12 protein-coding genes and 2 pseudogenes are annotated in these 13,128 nt (G+C 70.1%); 10 read left to right on the forward strand and 4 right to left on the reverse strand.

What is annotated here, in order from left to right:
• Positions 1 to 325 precede the first annotated feature (325 nt).
• Both ACWGE1_RS35325 and ACWGE1_RS35330 read left to right on the forward strand, forming a co-directional pair.
• On the forward strand, positions 326 to 895 hold the full coding sequence (locus ACWGE1_RS35325; RefSeq protein WP_453424562.1) for a DM13 domain-containing protein: 570 nt from the start codon (positions 326 to 328) through the stop codon (positions 893 to 895).
• A gap of 320 nt (positions 896 to 1,215) precedes the next feature.
• On the forward strand, positions 1,216 to 3,447 hold the full coding sequence (locus ACWGE1_RS35330; RefSeq protein ID WP_453424555.1) for an NACHT domain-containing protein: 2,232 nt from the start codon (positions 1,216 to 1,218) through the stop codon (positions 3,445 to 3,447).
• Positions 3,448 to 3,580: 133 nt separating this feature from the next.
• Here ACWGE1_RS35330 and ACWGE1_RS35335 read toward each other — a convergent pair whose 3' ends face one another.
• Positions 3,581 to 4,432, reverse strand: a complete 852-nt coding sequence (locus ACWGE1_RS35335) for a LysR family transcriptional regulator (protein WP_453424556.1) — start codon at positions 4,430 to 4,432, stop codon at positions 3,581 to 3,583.
• A 95-nt stretch (positions 4,433 to 4,527) separates the two neighbouring features.
• Here ACWGE1_RS35335 and ACWGE1_RS35340 point away from each other — a divergent pair, with 95 nt between their 5' ends.
• Positions 4,528 to 5,259, forward strand: coding sequence for an SDR family oxidoreductase (locus tag ACWGE1_RS35340; protein WP_453424557.1), 732 nt, complete (start codon positions 4,528 to 4,530; stop codon positions 5,257 to 5,259).
• A 21-nt stretch (positions 5,260 to 5,280) separates the two neighbouring features.
• Here ACWGE1_RS35340 and ACWGE1_RS35345 read toward each other — a convergent pair.
• Positions 5,281 to 5,530: pseudogene (locus ACWGE1_RS35345) on the reverse strand (transposase family protein); the annotation flags it as partial.
• A 184-nt stretch (positions 5,531 to 5,714) separates the two neighbouring features.
• Positions 5,715 to 6,110 (reverse strand): hypothetical protein, encoded by a 396-nt coding sequence (locus ACWGE1_RS35350; protein ID WP_453424564.1) that lies wholly within the window; start codon positions 6,108 to 6,110, stop codon positions 5,715 to 5,717.
• Here ACWGE1_RS35350 and ACWGE1_RS35355 point away from each other — a divergent pair.
• Both ACWGE1_RS35355 and ACWGE1_RS35360 read left to right on the forward strand, forming a co-directional pair.
• Positions 6,010 to 7,080 carry an MFS transporter gene (locus ACWGE1_RS35355; RefSeq protein WP_453424563.1) on the forward strand — a complete coding sequence of 357 codons (1,071 nt, stop codon included), beginning with the start codon at positions 6,010 to 6,012 and terminating at the stop codon, positions 7,078 to 7,080. The genes ACWGE1_RS35350 and ACWGE1_RS35355 overlap by 101 nt on opposite strands.
• Before the next feature lie 73 nt (positions 7,081 to 7,153).
• Positions 7,154 to 7,334: pseudogene (locus ACWGE1_RS35360) on the forward strand (IS5/IS1182 family transposase); the annotation flags it as partial.
• Here ACWGE1_RS35360 and ACWGE1_RS35365 read toward each other — a convergent pair.
• Positions 7,327 to 7,464, reverse strand: coding sequence for a hypothetical protein (locus ACWGE1_RS35365; RefSeq protein WP_453424565.1), 138 nt, complete (start codon positions 7,462 to 7,464; stop codon positions 7,327 to 7,329). The pseudogene ACWGE1_RS35360 and the gene ACWGE1_RS35365 sit on opposite strands and share 8 nt — an antisense overlap.
• Before the next feature lie 95 nt (positions 7,465 to 7,559).
• Here ACWGE1_RS35365 and ACWGE1_RS35370 point away from each other — a divergent pair, with 95 nt between their 5' ends.
• The 5 genes from ACWGE1_RS35370 to ACWGE1_RS35390 all read left to right on the forward strand — a co-directional run bounded on the left by ACWGE1_RS35370 (position 7,560) and on the right by ACWGE1_RS35390 (position 13,093).
• Positions 7,560 to 7,895, forward strand: a complete 336-nt coding sequence (locus ACWGE1_RS35370) for a hypothetical protein (RefSeq protein ID WP_453424558.1) — start codon at positions 7,560 to 7,562, stop codon at positions 7,893 to 7,895.
• 567 nt (positions 7,896 to 8,462) lie between these two features.
• Positions 8,463 to 8,864 carry a GntR family transcriptional regulator gene (locus tag ACWGE1_RS35375; RefSeq protein ID WP_136233079.1) on the forward strand — a complete coding sequence of 134 codons (402 nt, stop codon included), beginning with the start codon at positions 8,463 to 8,465 and terminating at the stop codon, positions 8,862 to 8,864.
• Positions 8,861 to 9,835, forward strand: a complete 975-nt coding sequence (locus ACWGE1_RS35380; protein WP_453424559.1) for an ABC transporter ATP-binding protein — start codon at positions 8,861 to 8,863, stop codon at positions 9,833 to 9,835. The genes ACWGE1_RS35375 and ACWGE1_RS35380 overlap by 4 nt, the downstream gene beginning before the upstream one ends.
• Positions 9,832 to 10,860 (forward strand): ABC transporter permease, encoded by a 1,029-nt coding sequence (locus ACWGE1_RS35385; protein ID WP_453424560.1) that lies wholly within the window; start codon positions 9,832 to 9,834, stop codon positions 10,858 to 10,860. The genes ACWGE1_RS35380 and ACWGE1_RS35385 overlap by 4 nt, the downstream gene beginning before the upstream one ends.
• A 745-nt stretch (positions 10,861 to 11,605) precedes the next feature.
• Positions 11,606 to 13,093 carry a glycosyltransferase family 87 protein gene (locus ACWGE1_RS35390; RefSeq protein WP_453424561.1) on the forward strand — a complete coding sequence of 496 codons (1,488 nt, stop codon included), beginning with the start codon at positions 11,606 to 11,608 and terminating at the stop codon, positions 13,091 to 13,093.
• Positions 13,094 to 13,128 lie beyond the last annotated feature (35 nt).

Below are 13,128 nucleotides of genomic sequence, written 5' to 3' on the forward strand. Positions count from 1 at the left end.
CTTCCCCCCCTGTTGCGTGTGGTTTACGGCATTTCCCGCGCCCCCCGGGGGGGCCCCCCCCCCCCCCCCCCCGGGGCCGGGGGGGGCCCCCCGGCCGGTGGCGGGGTTCAGAAGGGACGGCGGACACGGCCGTCGTCCGTGGTGCAGACCGGTGCGGTCGTAAAGGATGCCCTCGGCCCTCATACATCACGGCCCAACGTGTCGTTCGGGGGCTGTGCCCCGGCTGCAACACGTAGGGGATCGTCATCCGTCGATGCTGGAGAGCGGGCGGGAGCCGGGATTGAATCGTCCTGAAGCACAGGTAAGCCGACGGAAGGCCGGTGTGGTGGCACGGATCGGGAAGCGCCGGGCTGTCGTGCTCGGCGCGCTGCTGGCGGCAGTGGTGCTGGTGGGTGCGGGACTTTACTGGTTCCAGCCGTGGAAGTTGTGGACGGATGAGACGGTCAACGAGCCGCTCCCGAGTGCGGCGGTCCAGCCCCCGTCGCCGACCGCTTCGCCTCCGCCCGGGGCGACCCAGGCACCGTCCGCGCCGCCGGAGGGCCCTCGCACCCTCGCTCAGGGTGAGCTGATCAGCCACGAGCACACCACCACCGGCACAGTGAAGATCGTGCAGCTTCCCGACGGGTCGCGGACGCTCCGGCTGGAGAACCTGGACACCAGCAACGGCCCGGACCTTCAGGTCTGGCTGACGGACGCCCCTGTGAAGGAGGGGGTGGCGGGCTGGCGCGTCTTCGACGACGGGAAGTACGTCCGCCTGGGCAAGCTCAAGGGCAACAAGGGAGACCAGAACTACCCGATCCCGGCAGAAGTACAGCTCGCGGACTACACAAGTGTGAGCATCTGGTGCGACCGGTTCGACGTCTCCTTCGGCGCGGCGAAGCTCCGCCAGGGCTGACCCGCGCCTGATCCCGACCGATAGCTGCCTCCGGGCAGATCCCGGTCCGCCCTCCGAGGTGTGGCGGCCGCGCGGGGCACAGATGGGCCCGGCTGGCGCGTGAGGAGCAAGCGGGGTCGGCCAGAACAGCGTCGGGCCCGGTCCGGGACCTTCCCCGGTCCGGTACCCTCCCCGGTCCGATGCGGGGCACACGGATCAGGGCCATCACCGTCTCGAAGGCAGGTGCGTCACCGGCCTGGGCCACATCGGCCTCATCGACCCTCGCTGTGCCGACAAGGCCAATCCCGGAAACGCCGTCACGGACCCAGCATGATCGTCGTGTGAGACGTGACCTGAAGTGGGCCGGGCTTCTGTACGCACTCGCAGTTGCGGGTGGGCTGGCCGCATACCTCAAGTTCTCCGGCGTGGATCAGATCGAGCGGCTGATGATCGTGGTCGGTGCGTTCACCGGGGTACTGGCGCTGCCTGCAGCAGTGATCACCGCCGTGCGGCACAACGCCACCGCCGGTGGACCGCTGACGCCCCGGTTGGAGGAGGTGGCCGACCAACTGGCCCAAGGCATGCGCCAGCAGTGGGAGAACGAGGAACGGGTACGTCGCCTGAACGACCCCTACCCGCTACCCGTCGAATGGAAGGCTGCCGATGCGGATCTGTTCGAGTCGTGGACGCTTCTCCTGGATCTTGCCGGGGCCAAGCCCGATCACCCGATGGATGGGGAATCCGAGTGGGCTCAGAGCCCCAGCGGGCTGTCCGGCAAGTGGGGCGACATCGGCCAGGTGTACGAACGCATTCCCACCCGCCGCCTAGTGGTCCTCGGAGAGCCGGGGGCCGGCAAGACCATGCTGCTCGTTCGCCTCCTTCTGACCCTGCTCGAACAACGCCGGCCCGGCGGCCCGGTGCCGGCCCTCTTCTCACTTGCCTCGTGGGACCCGGCTCGGCAGGACCTCTACGCGTGGATGGCTGACCAGCTCGCCCGAGACCACCCTTCTCTCCACGACCCCAGCCCCGCCCGTTCTCCCAAGCCCGACCCGGGCATCTGGGCTCGGGACCTGATCGAGGAGCGGCTCGTCCTGCCCGTCCTCGACGGGCTGGACGAACTTCCTGAAGCGGCCCGCCCCCTCGCCTTGCACTGCATCAATCAGGTGATGCGCCCTGGCCGGCCGCTGGTCCTCTCGTGCCGCACTTCCGAATACCGTAGAGCCCTGGCACCGCAATCGGGCGTCCCTGTGCTGCTGAACGGGACCGCAGGCATTCAGATCGACCCGCTCGACGCCGCTCAGGCGGTCGCCTACCTGCTGCGCGACTCCGGTGGTCCCGGGACCGCTGCTGCAGCTCGGTGGAGGCGAGTCGCCGCTTCCCTGGGCACCGGCACGCCGCTCTCTCAGGCTTTGAGCACGCCGCTCGGCCTGTTCCTGGCACGCACCATCTACAACCCCCGCCCCGACGGTGTGGGCCTGGTTGATCTCGCCAACCCCGACGAACTCCTCGATCAGACCCGCTTCCGCACCCGCCAGGAAGTTGACGCCCACCTGTTTCGGATTTTCATTCCGGCCGCCTACAACCCACACCACCGCCAGCCGAGCCCGTGGTCCGTCAGGCAGGCCGAACGCACCCTGGCCTTCCTCGCCCGGAATCTGGAACACAACCTCAACGGAAACCCCAACCTCGCCTGGTGGCAACTCCATAGGGCATTCCCCAGACTTCTGTCCGCACTTGTGGTCGGGCTTGCAGTCGGGCTTGTGTACGGCCTCCCCTTCGGCCTCCTCACTGATGCGGAACTTGGTGCACAGATCGGGCTATTTTTCGCTGTTCCAGGAACAGCACTGCTCCTCTTCCCACCGAAAGACACCCCGGCCGAGGGCATCCGGTGGAGCTGGAAGGGCCACTTCTGGGTACGCACACTCTTGCCCGCAGCTGTAGTGGGGCTGGGGTTCGGCCTCATCGGAGTGCCTCTCGGGTATTCACGAGACTCCCTCGGGTATCCACGGGACGACTACCGTTATGCCCTGGTAGGCGCGCTCCTGGGCATTGTTGTGGGTGCACTCCTGGGGGGCCTGAGATCACGAAATCCGGACCTGCGGAAGGCCGTGGGGCCAGGTGCGGTCCTGACTCAGGACCGCCGAACGTTCTGGACCGTCGCCCTCTCAACCGGGCTCGTGAGCTGCCTCGTCTTCGGGCTCCTTTACCAGCTGTCCGAAGCGTCGAGGACCATCGATGCGCTCACGATCGCACTGCCCCTCGGCATCCTTTTCGGCGTCGGCACCGCACAACTCGGATTCGCCAGGTCGGTATGGTTGGTCTTTCTCGTGACACGGATCGAACTTGCAGTCCTCGGACGGGTGCCTTGGCGGTTCATGGCCTTCCTGGCCGACGCCCATGAACGCCGCGGCGTACTGCGGCAGGTCGGGGCGGTGTACCAGTTCCGCCACCTCGACCTCCAACGTCACCTCGCCGGACCTCCACCGAAACGGCATCGCCACCCGCAGAATCCCCCCTACTGGCCACCTCTGACACCCAGCGAAGGGAATCCCCGATCCACTGATTCGGGCTGACGATCGCAGGTCGGTGGGCCGGTAAGCCGGCCGCGGAGCCGGCGGAGATGAAGGCCGAGGCTCACGCGAAACAGCCGCCCGGACGTTCCCGCCGGAATCTCTCCCGGGTGGAACCTGGCCGGGCACCTTGGAACTACTGGAGCCGTGTCGCAGTGCGGACAAGGTCGGCGACGGCTCTGGACCGACTGTGCGGTGGCCAGGCGATCACGGTGGTGACCTTCGGCGCGTCCAGCACGGGCACGGCCGCGAGGTCACCGGGCAGTTGGGCTCGGCACGACTCCGGTGAGACCGCGCAAGCCCGGCCGAGCGCGACGAGCTGCAACAACTGCGCGTGGTCACGGACCCGCGGGCCGGGGCCGGGCGGGTAGGTGCCGTCCGGGGCGGGCCAGCGTGGCAGCGGCAGGCCCGGCAGCCCGGCGATGTCGGCCATGTGCACGTGGGCCCGGACAGTGAGCGGATGCCCGGCCGGCAGGACCACAACCTGGCCCTCCGTGCTGAGCTCTTCGGTGTCGAACCCGGCCGTCGAGTCGAACGGCCGGTGCAGCAGCGCCACGTCGGCCTGACCCTCGCGCAGAAGTCGTTCCTGCTCGGCCGGGCCGCACAGGATGACGTCGACGGCGACCGCGCCGGGTTCGGCGGCGTACGCGTCGAGCAGTTTCGCCAGCAGTTCGCGGGACGCGCTGGCTTTCGTCACCAGGACCAGGCCGGGACGGCCGGTCGCGGAAAGGGCGGCGCGGCGGGTCCGGCGCTCAGCAGCGTCGATCGCGTCGAGGGCTGCCCGGCCCTCGGCCAGCAGCACCGAGCCGGCCTCGCTCAGCGTGACGGTGCGGCTGGTCCGGTCCAGCAGCGTCGCCCCGAGCCGGCGTTCGAGCTGCTGGATCGCCCGTGACAGGGGCGGCTGCGCGATCCCGAGGCGCTGCGCGGCGCGCCCGAAGTGCAGTTCTTCAGCGACAGCGACGAAATATCGCAGTTCCCGGGTATCCATCCGGTCACGCTACTCCGGATCGATACCCGGACGGTATCGCTGCCCACCTTCTCGGTCTTGGACCCCCGCCGGGGTCCGAGGGCAGCATGATCCCTATGAATGAACGAACGATTGCGCTGATCACCGGCGCGAACAAGGGAATCGGCTATGAGATCGCCGCGGGTCTGGGCGCCCTCGGCTGGAGCGTCGGCGTCGGCGCCCGCGACGATCAGCGCCGTAAGGCGGCAGTTGAGAGACTGCGCGCGGCCGGCGTCGATGCGTTCGGCGTACCACTGGACGTGACCGACGACGCGAGCGTCACCGCCGCCGCACGGCTGATCGAGGAACAGGCCGGGCGCCTCGACGTGCTCGTCAACAACGCCGCCATCACCGGCGATTGGCCGCAGGAGCCCACCCGGGTCGATCCCGCCACCATCCGGACGGTCGTGGAGACCAACGTGATCGGCGTCATCCGCGTCACCAACGCGATGCTGCCGATGCTGCGCCGCTCTCCCTCACCGCGGATCGTGAACATGTCCAGCAGCGTCGGCTCCCTCACCCGGCAGTCGGGAACCGCTGCTGAGCAGACGACGGGTCCGATCGCCGTGGCGTACGCGCCGTCGAAGACGTTCCTGAACGCCGTCACCCTCCAGTACGCCCGGGAGCTGAGCGGCACGAAAATCCTGATCAACGCAGGCTGCCCCGGCTACGTAGCGACCGACCTCAACGGCTTCCGCGGCGTGCGCACCCCCGAACAGGGCGCGGCGATCGCCATCAAACTCTCGACCCTGCCCGACGACGGCCCGACCGGCCAGTTCTTCGCAGACACCGGCGAAGTGCCCTGGTGAGGCCTTCCGTAGGAGGCGTCAGCCCTTCAGCGTGGCCGTGGCCTGCTCGCCGAGGCAGCGGATCTTCGCGTGCGCGCTGTTGTGTCGGCGCTGCCACTGCTTGGGACGATGACCCCGGAAAGCGCACCCGGAAGCAACCGCCGGCGCCCTGATACGCCCTGTCCGCCCTGTCCGCCCAGCACTTGAGGCCGGCCGTGGTGAGTGCCTCGACGATGCCGTGGGTGCGGGCGGCGGTCAGGTCGTGAGTGGAACCAGGCAATGCGGGCGAAGCTCCTGGCGGCTGCGGACGATCGTGGTCGAGAACCTGCCTACCAGGAGCTTCGTCGTTCCGTCGATCCGTCCAACACACGGCCAGAACCGTCGGGTCAGAGAATGCTCAGGATCCAGGGTGCGCTGTGACCCTTGGGCCACCCCACTCCAGGCTCTGCAGCAGTTCTCTGACCGGGAGCAACCTTCTACGGCGAGACTCCATTAGCGGACTTGGGCACCCCGCACTGGTTGGGGGCCGATCGTTGGTGTCGGGAATCTGCCGGAGGACGGTGCCCGTTCCTGCTGGACTCGTGGTCACACTCCAAATGTGATGTCCAGCTCAGGACGGGATTCATGTCCACGACAACCACCGCTTCTGCCCAATCTCCTGCACCGCCGGATCGCTCGGCTTCGGTTTCCTGGCTGGCTGTGATTTCGGTGATGCTGGGGATCTTTTCGATCGTCACCGCTGAAATTCTGCCGATCGGCCTGCTGACCTCGATCGGATCGAGTTTCACCATCTCGGACGGAATGGCTGGTCTCATGATGACCATGCCGGGATTCCTGGCCGCGGTTTCAGCCCCCTTGGTCACGGCGGCCACGGGGCGTATTGACCGGCGGGTCATGCTGGGTGTGTTCGTCCTCCTGCTGGCGCTGGCCAATTTCCTGGCCGCCGTAGCGCCGAACTACTGGCTGGTCCTGGTCTCCCGCGTCATGGTGGGGGTCACCATCGGCGGCTTCTGGTCCATCGGAGCCGGGCTCGCCCGCCAGCTGGTGCCTGCCGAATCCGTAGGCCGCGCGACCTCGGTGATCTTCTCCGCGGTACCGCTCGGCTCCGTACTCGGGGTACCGCTGGGCACGCTCATCGGTGACATCGCGGGCTGGCGGATGGCGTTCCTCGTCATGGGCGGCTTCACGCTGGCCGTCCTCGCCCTGCTGCTCCTGGTCGTCCCGCCGCTCCCCTCCGACCAGACGACGCGCCTCGACGTCCTCGGCGGCATGCTCCGGAGCGTCAACACCCGCTTCGCCCTGGTGATGACCTTCCTCGTCGTGCTCGCTCACTTCGGCACGTACACGTACGTCACCCCCTTCCTGGAGCAGGTGACCCATGTGAGCTCGGCTCTCATCACGGTCTATCTGCTCGTCTACGGAGCAGCCGGAATCGCCGGCAACTTCCTCGGCGGATCAGCGGTGGGGCGCTACCCGCGGGCGACTTTCGCCGCAGCCGCCGCGTTGATCGCCGGTGCGACCCTGCTCCTCCCGGTCCTCGGCCGGTCGGACGTGGGAGCGGTAGCACTGCTGATCGTCTGGGGCGTCGCCTACGGAGCCGTGCCGGTCTGCTCGCAGACCTGGTTCGCCAAGGCTTCGCCCGACTCCCCCGAGGCGTCCTCCGTCCTCTTCACCGCCTCCTTCCAGGCCACCATCTCCATCGGAGCCCTGGTCGGAGGGGCCGTCCTCGACCACTCCTCGCCCTCGACGGTCATGATGCTGGGCGGACTGGCAGCCGCCATGATGGTGCTGGTGGCCTGGGCCCATTGGGCGGGGAGGTTCCCCTGGCCCAAGGCTTCATAGCCACACCGTGTCAGGTGCAGCCGTTCTGCTCGGCACCTGCCCACAGCGTTTGCCTCTCGTCCGGTCGCGCCGCCTCACCGATTCCTTCGGGCGGCTGCTGTGGGTTTCGCCCGCATTGCCTGGTTCCCCTCACGACCTGACCGCCGCCCGCACCCACGGCATCGTCGAGGCACTCACCACGGCCGGCCTCAAGTGCTGGGAGAAACAGCGCGTATCAGGGCGCCGGCGGTTGCATCCGGGTGCCCTTCACTGGCGTGGGCCGACCAGGAGGCCCGTCTCGTGCTCCGGCAGAACATCCTTGCCCATCGACGCCATCTGGGAGTACGTGGCCGACTGCACCCCCAGCTGCTCGAGGCCGCGCAGGATGGTCAACCCCTCGGTCAACGGGCCCCAGGAGCGCTTCGCGTCCGTACTCGTGGGCGCGGCGGGCGCGGGGGCGGCGGCCGGAGCGGTAGCGAGGTGCCTTCGATGACGTCCCCTTGATCACGCCGATCCCCGGCCTGTCGCCTGCTGGCGTGGATTCCATCAAGGAAGCGGCCCGTGCCGTTGATGCGGCTCGCGTCAACGGAGCCAGGGCGGATTGGGAATGGGCTCAGGATCACGCGGTCTTCCCTGGCCCGCAGGCATGGACGCCGATCGTCCTCGGCCTGGATGTCATTGAGCATGCCGACCGGAGCGACCAGCTGGAGTTCCTGCTCCAGGTTGTGTGGACAGACCCGGGCCGGCTCGCGATCGACGCGGCCGTGAACGTGGCCTGCTGGTGCGACACCGATCACGCCACCCATGACGTAATGCCTTCAGTCTTGCTTCGCTGACCTGACCTCCCTGCCCCAGACATTCCGCGCGGGGGCCGAACGCCTGATCGGACGGCCGGCCGACCCGCGCGACGCGGAGTACTGGCGTGCCAAGGCGGGCCTGCCCGCCCGCCGGCCCGGCGTTGCCTGCCCGTCCACACCGTCACCTTCCCCCTCCGCGACGATGCGATCCGTGGCGGACAGCACCCACCACAGGGAACCGCGCCGTCATCGCACCCCCTCACCCGAAGCCTTCACGGTTGCTGCGTCCACCGATTCGCGCAGGCCGGGTGGCCGTCGTGCGTGGGACCGCCACCGACGCACCTGCAGCCGGCGCAGGGGCATCGCGAAGACCCGTCTGTCCTTCCAACAGCTTCTGACGATTCGCCTCGAGCATGTCAGCGGCGGCGTTCCGGCCTCGGCGGTTGTCGCGCGTCCTGGACTCCCGCGCTGATCCACCCCATGAGAAGTGACGTGCAGCGAGGCGCAGCGGCGTGTGCCGGACCCCGTGGCCGGGGCTCTCCTTGACATCCGCACCCTCCTCGATCCACTATTCACTACTCAAATAGTGAAAGGGTGTTTGCCGGGATGATCGAATACCGGATCGACCGGCGCAGCGGGGTTGCCACCTACGTACAGATCGTCCAGCAGACCAAGCAGGCCTTGCGCCTGGGCCTGTTGGAGCCGGGCGACAAGCTTCCGGCTGCCCGAGAGGTCGTGGAGGCCACGGCAGTCAACCCGAACACGGTGCTCAAGGCCTACCGGGAACTGGAACGCGAGGGGCTGGTCGAGGCCCGGCGAGGCCTCGGCACCTTCGTGCGCAGGTCACTCGGTGCCACACCGAGTGACTCTCCGCTGCGGGGCGAGCTCTCCGAGTGGGCGTCGCGCGCTCGGGCGGCCGGCCTGGAGCGGGACGACGTGGCGGCACTCTTCGCTGTCGTGCTGGACGAGCACTTCGATACCACCGAGAAGGAACAGGATCACCGATGACGAGCAGTGCCATCGAGGCAACCGGGCTGGGGAGGGCGTTCCGGCGGCGTGGCGGGTGGGCCCTGCGTGACTGCACGTTTCGGCTGCCGGCCGGACGTATCAGTGCGCTCGTGGGGCCGAACGGCGCGGGCAAGTCGACGCTGCTCGCCCTGGCGGCGGGGCTGATCGCCCCCAGCGAGGGGTCGGTCACGGTGCTCGGCGGGCACCCGGCCCACGTGCGGCCGCGGATCGGCTTCGTCTCCCAGGACAAGCCGCTGTACCCGCAGCTCACCGTCGCCGAGACGCTCCGCATGGGCGCCGATCTCAACCCCGACAGCTGGGACGCGGGCACCGCGGAGCAGGTCGCGGCGGGCGGCGGCCTGGACCTCGGAGCCCGTGTCCGCTCGCTGTCCGGCGGCCAGCGCACCCGCGTGGCGCTCGCCCTCGCCCTCGCCAAGCGGCCGGAACTGCTGCTGCTGGACGAGCCGGTGGCCGACCTCGACCCGCTGGCCCGGCACGAGCTGATGGGAACGCTCATGGCCACGGCCGCCCGGTACGGCACCACCATCGTGATGTCCTCACACGTCATCGCCGAACTGGAGGATTCCTGCGACCACTTGCTGCTGATCGGCGACGGCCGGGTGCGTCTGGCGGGTGACATCGACGACCTGCTCGCCGTGCACTCCCTGATCACCGGGCCCGCGCAGGAGGCCGCCACCGGCGCCGGCTTCGACCTGGCCCCGCACACCACGGTGGAATCCCGTATCACCGGTCGCCAGGTCACCGCCCTCGTCCGCCCCGCAGGGCCGCTGCCCACCGGCTGGCAGACGAACAAGCTGTCCCTGGAGGCGCTGGTCCTCGCCCACCTGCGCAACCCGGCGGCGCCCCCGCTCACTCTCGGCCCCGCTTCCGCTTCTGATTCCACTTCCGCCTCCCCCACGTCCCAGGAAGCGACTTCCGCCTCCGCCATGCCCCAGGAGGAGCCCGCATGACCGCCGTTGCCCCCACCGCTCCCGCGGCCACCCGGCATCCGGCCCCCGCGCCCCGTCTGACCCGGTGGCTGCTGCGCCTGCACCGGCCGGCGCTGTGCGTCTGGGTCGGCCTCGTGGTCCTGCTCTCGGCCGCGCTGCTGTGGCTGGGCGGCCCGCTCACCGACGCCTCGGCGGCGGCGTGGGAGCAGTACAACGCGTGTGCCGGGGCGTCGAACTGCGCCTACGACCAGCCCGCGATCATCCTCTACAAGGATGTCTACTCCGCCACCACCTTCGCCGTCCTCGCCCTCCCCTTCCTCGTGGCCGCCTGGGCCGGGGCCACGCTGACCAGCAGGGAACTTGAGACGGGCACCGCTCAGCTGACCTGGGCCCAGTCGGTTTCCCCGGTGCACTGGCTCACCGCCAAACTCGCCCTCCCGGCCACCCTCGTCGTCGCAGGCACCGGCCTGGTGGTCACGCTGCACCACCTTGCCTGGTCCGCCGGGAAGGGCCGCATAGACACCGCGAAGTCCTGGTCCGACTTCCCGACCTTCTACTCGGGCGGGCCGCTCACGGTCGCCCTGGCCCTCCTGGGCCTCGTCGTCGGAGTCCTGGTCGGTCTGCTCTGGCGCCGCTCCCTGCCCGCCCTCGGCACCTCCGTCGTCGCCACGACCGGCCTGTTCGCCATCGTCCACACGGCGCTGCCCCACCTGTGGCCCAGCGTGCCCCAGGTGCACAACCGGATGCAGGGCGCTCCGTCAGGCTCGGGGATCGTGGTCGACGAGGGCATCCTCACCTCCACCGGCGCCCGACTGCCGGACCCCTACTGCGGCGGCGACGTCTTCCCTGACTGCCGCGCCACGTACGACAAGCTCGACGCCGTCGGCTACTACCGCGACTTCCACCCCTTCGCCCACTACTGGCCCCTGCAGCTCATGGCGACGGCCCTCACCTGCGCCATCGTCGCCGTACTGGTCTTCGCCGCGTACCGCGTGCTGAAGAGCCGTACGGGCGGCACCCCGCGCGGCGCGAGCACCACCGAGTGAGCGCCGCCCCGCGGCTCGTGGGCACTGCCTCGTAAGCACCGCCTCGTGAGCACCGGCCCGTAAGCACTGCCGCGTGAGTGCCGCCGTGCGAGTGCCTGTCTACGCCGCCCCCGGCCGCCCTGGCGAACCGGCGAACCGGCGGGCGGTACGAAGTCCCAGGTCAGGCGGGGGCCGGTCGCCGGGCACCGTCCCCGCGATCGCGCCTGCCCGGGCACCTGCCACCGCGCCGTCGAAACCCGCGCGGCATGTGCCCGGCTCCGCGTACGACGCCGCAGCGATGACGTCCCGATCCCCGGCCAACAGCGGTGCCGCCACAGCCGTCGCCGCCTCACAGAACACCCAGCGCGCCGGCACGCAGTCGGCTTCACCGACACCGGACTCGGTGACGGGGCCGCGCCCCCTGGGGACCGGCGCGATGACGGCCGCCGGAGCCCGCGCCGCAGGAGGAGCCTTGCGTGCGGTGCGCAGTCTCCACACCGGGGAGCGCGCACCGCCGTCACGGACCGGCCACCGGCCACCGGCTCGCGGCTCCCGGCTCCCGGCTCCCGGCTCCCGGCTCCCGGCGGTTCACCGTCGCTCGCCGGACCCTGCCACGCCTCTCAAAGCCCGTGATCGCACTCCTCCGGGAGCACTTCGGTACCGGCGGCACTCTCCCGCTTCCCTCTCACCCTCACCCTCACTCTCACCCCGCCCTCACTTCGTCATGCCCTCATGCCCTCACCTCTTGTTCAAAGGTTGATGCCTGATGTCGCAAGCTGCTCGGAAACAGGAGCCCCGGCCCCGGTCTCGCTCCGCAGCCAAGCCCTTCGCCGGCGGACGGCGGCGGGACCGGCTGGTACTGCTGGCGTGCGCGGTGTCGGCGCTCGTGGTGGGGCTGGCGTCTCCCGACCACACCTCGCAGAAGGTGTGGGGCCTGGTCGGCGCGGCGGGATACGCCTGCGCGGCTCTGGTCGCGGCGCGGTCGTCCACCCCGTGGGCCCGCACTCCCGCCGTGGTCGCCGTCACCGGTGCGGCGGCCATACCGCTGCTGTACCTGTCGGTGATCGGCAGGGCGCAGATGGAAGTCGGCGTCGTGGAACGGGCGGCCGACCTGCTGCTCTCCACCGGAACTCCATACAACCCCGCGCCGCACGCCGTACGGGACTTCAATCCCTACCTTCCCGGCATGGCGCTCTTCGGGATACCACACCTGCTGTTCGGTGACACCCCGCTCGCCAGCGCCCGCGTGTGGTTCCTCGTCGGGTTCCTCGCGGCCGTAGTGGGAGCCGTGCGGGTGCTGACCAGGGGCGGGGGCCTCGCTACGGGGCCGAGCGGCACCGCGCGCGGCGCCACCGCCGGGCTGACGGGCACCCTGTGGCTGATCGCCTGCCCTGTCGTCGCGCTGCCCCTGAGCATCGGCGGCGTGGACCCGCCGGTCATCGGACTGCTCTGCCTGGCCCTGGCCTTCACACAGCGGGGTCATGCCGGGCGCGCGGGCCTGGTCGTGGGAGTAGCCGCCGTTCTGAAGTGGACCGCCTGGCCGGCCATCCCGGTGATCGTCGCCGTACTCGCGGTACGGGGCGGGAGGCGCGCCGCGTTCAGGTGCGCGGCAGCGGCCACCGGGCTGGCCGCGCTGGCGATCACGCCTCCGGTGCTGGTCGACACCAGCGCCTTCTACCAGAACGTCGTCCTCTACCCGCTGGGCCTCGGCCCCACGGCGTCTTCCGCCCAGAGTCCCCTGCTCGGGCACCTGATCGTTATGCTGCTTCCTCACGGCAAGGCAGTGGCCACGGCGCTGATCGCGTTGAGTGCGTTGGGTGTGGGGGCGTCGCTGCTGATCCGCCCGCCGCGGAGCATCGTCGCCGGCGCCGACAGGCTGGCCCTGGGGCTGCTCCTGGCGATAGCGCTGTCCCCGGCCACCCGCATCGGCTACGCCATCTACCCCATCGTCCTGATCGCCTGGCCCCGCTTCACCGCCCGCCTGTCGGCCGACCGCCCCGCCACGCCCCACCCCGCGAGCGAACCGCCGCACCACCGGTGGACCGTGGCAAGCCGCCTGTGCACCGCCACCCCCGCCACGGCCGGCCCCCTGCCCCCGCACCGCTCCCCGGCCGGCCGCGATGCCCGCGGCCGAGCGCACCGGGAGCACCACGAGACCGGCGCGGGCCGCTCGGTGGGCGCAGATGATTCCCGCCGGGCGGTCGCTGATCCGGCCCCGGACCGGGCGGGCCGGTGGACGCCACCGTGGCCCTGACCGGTGAGCGGCGTCGAGTCGTCCCGTGCGGGGGC

The organism is Streptomyces sp. NPDC054932 (genome assembly GCF_053610205.1).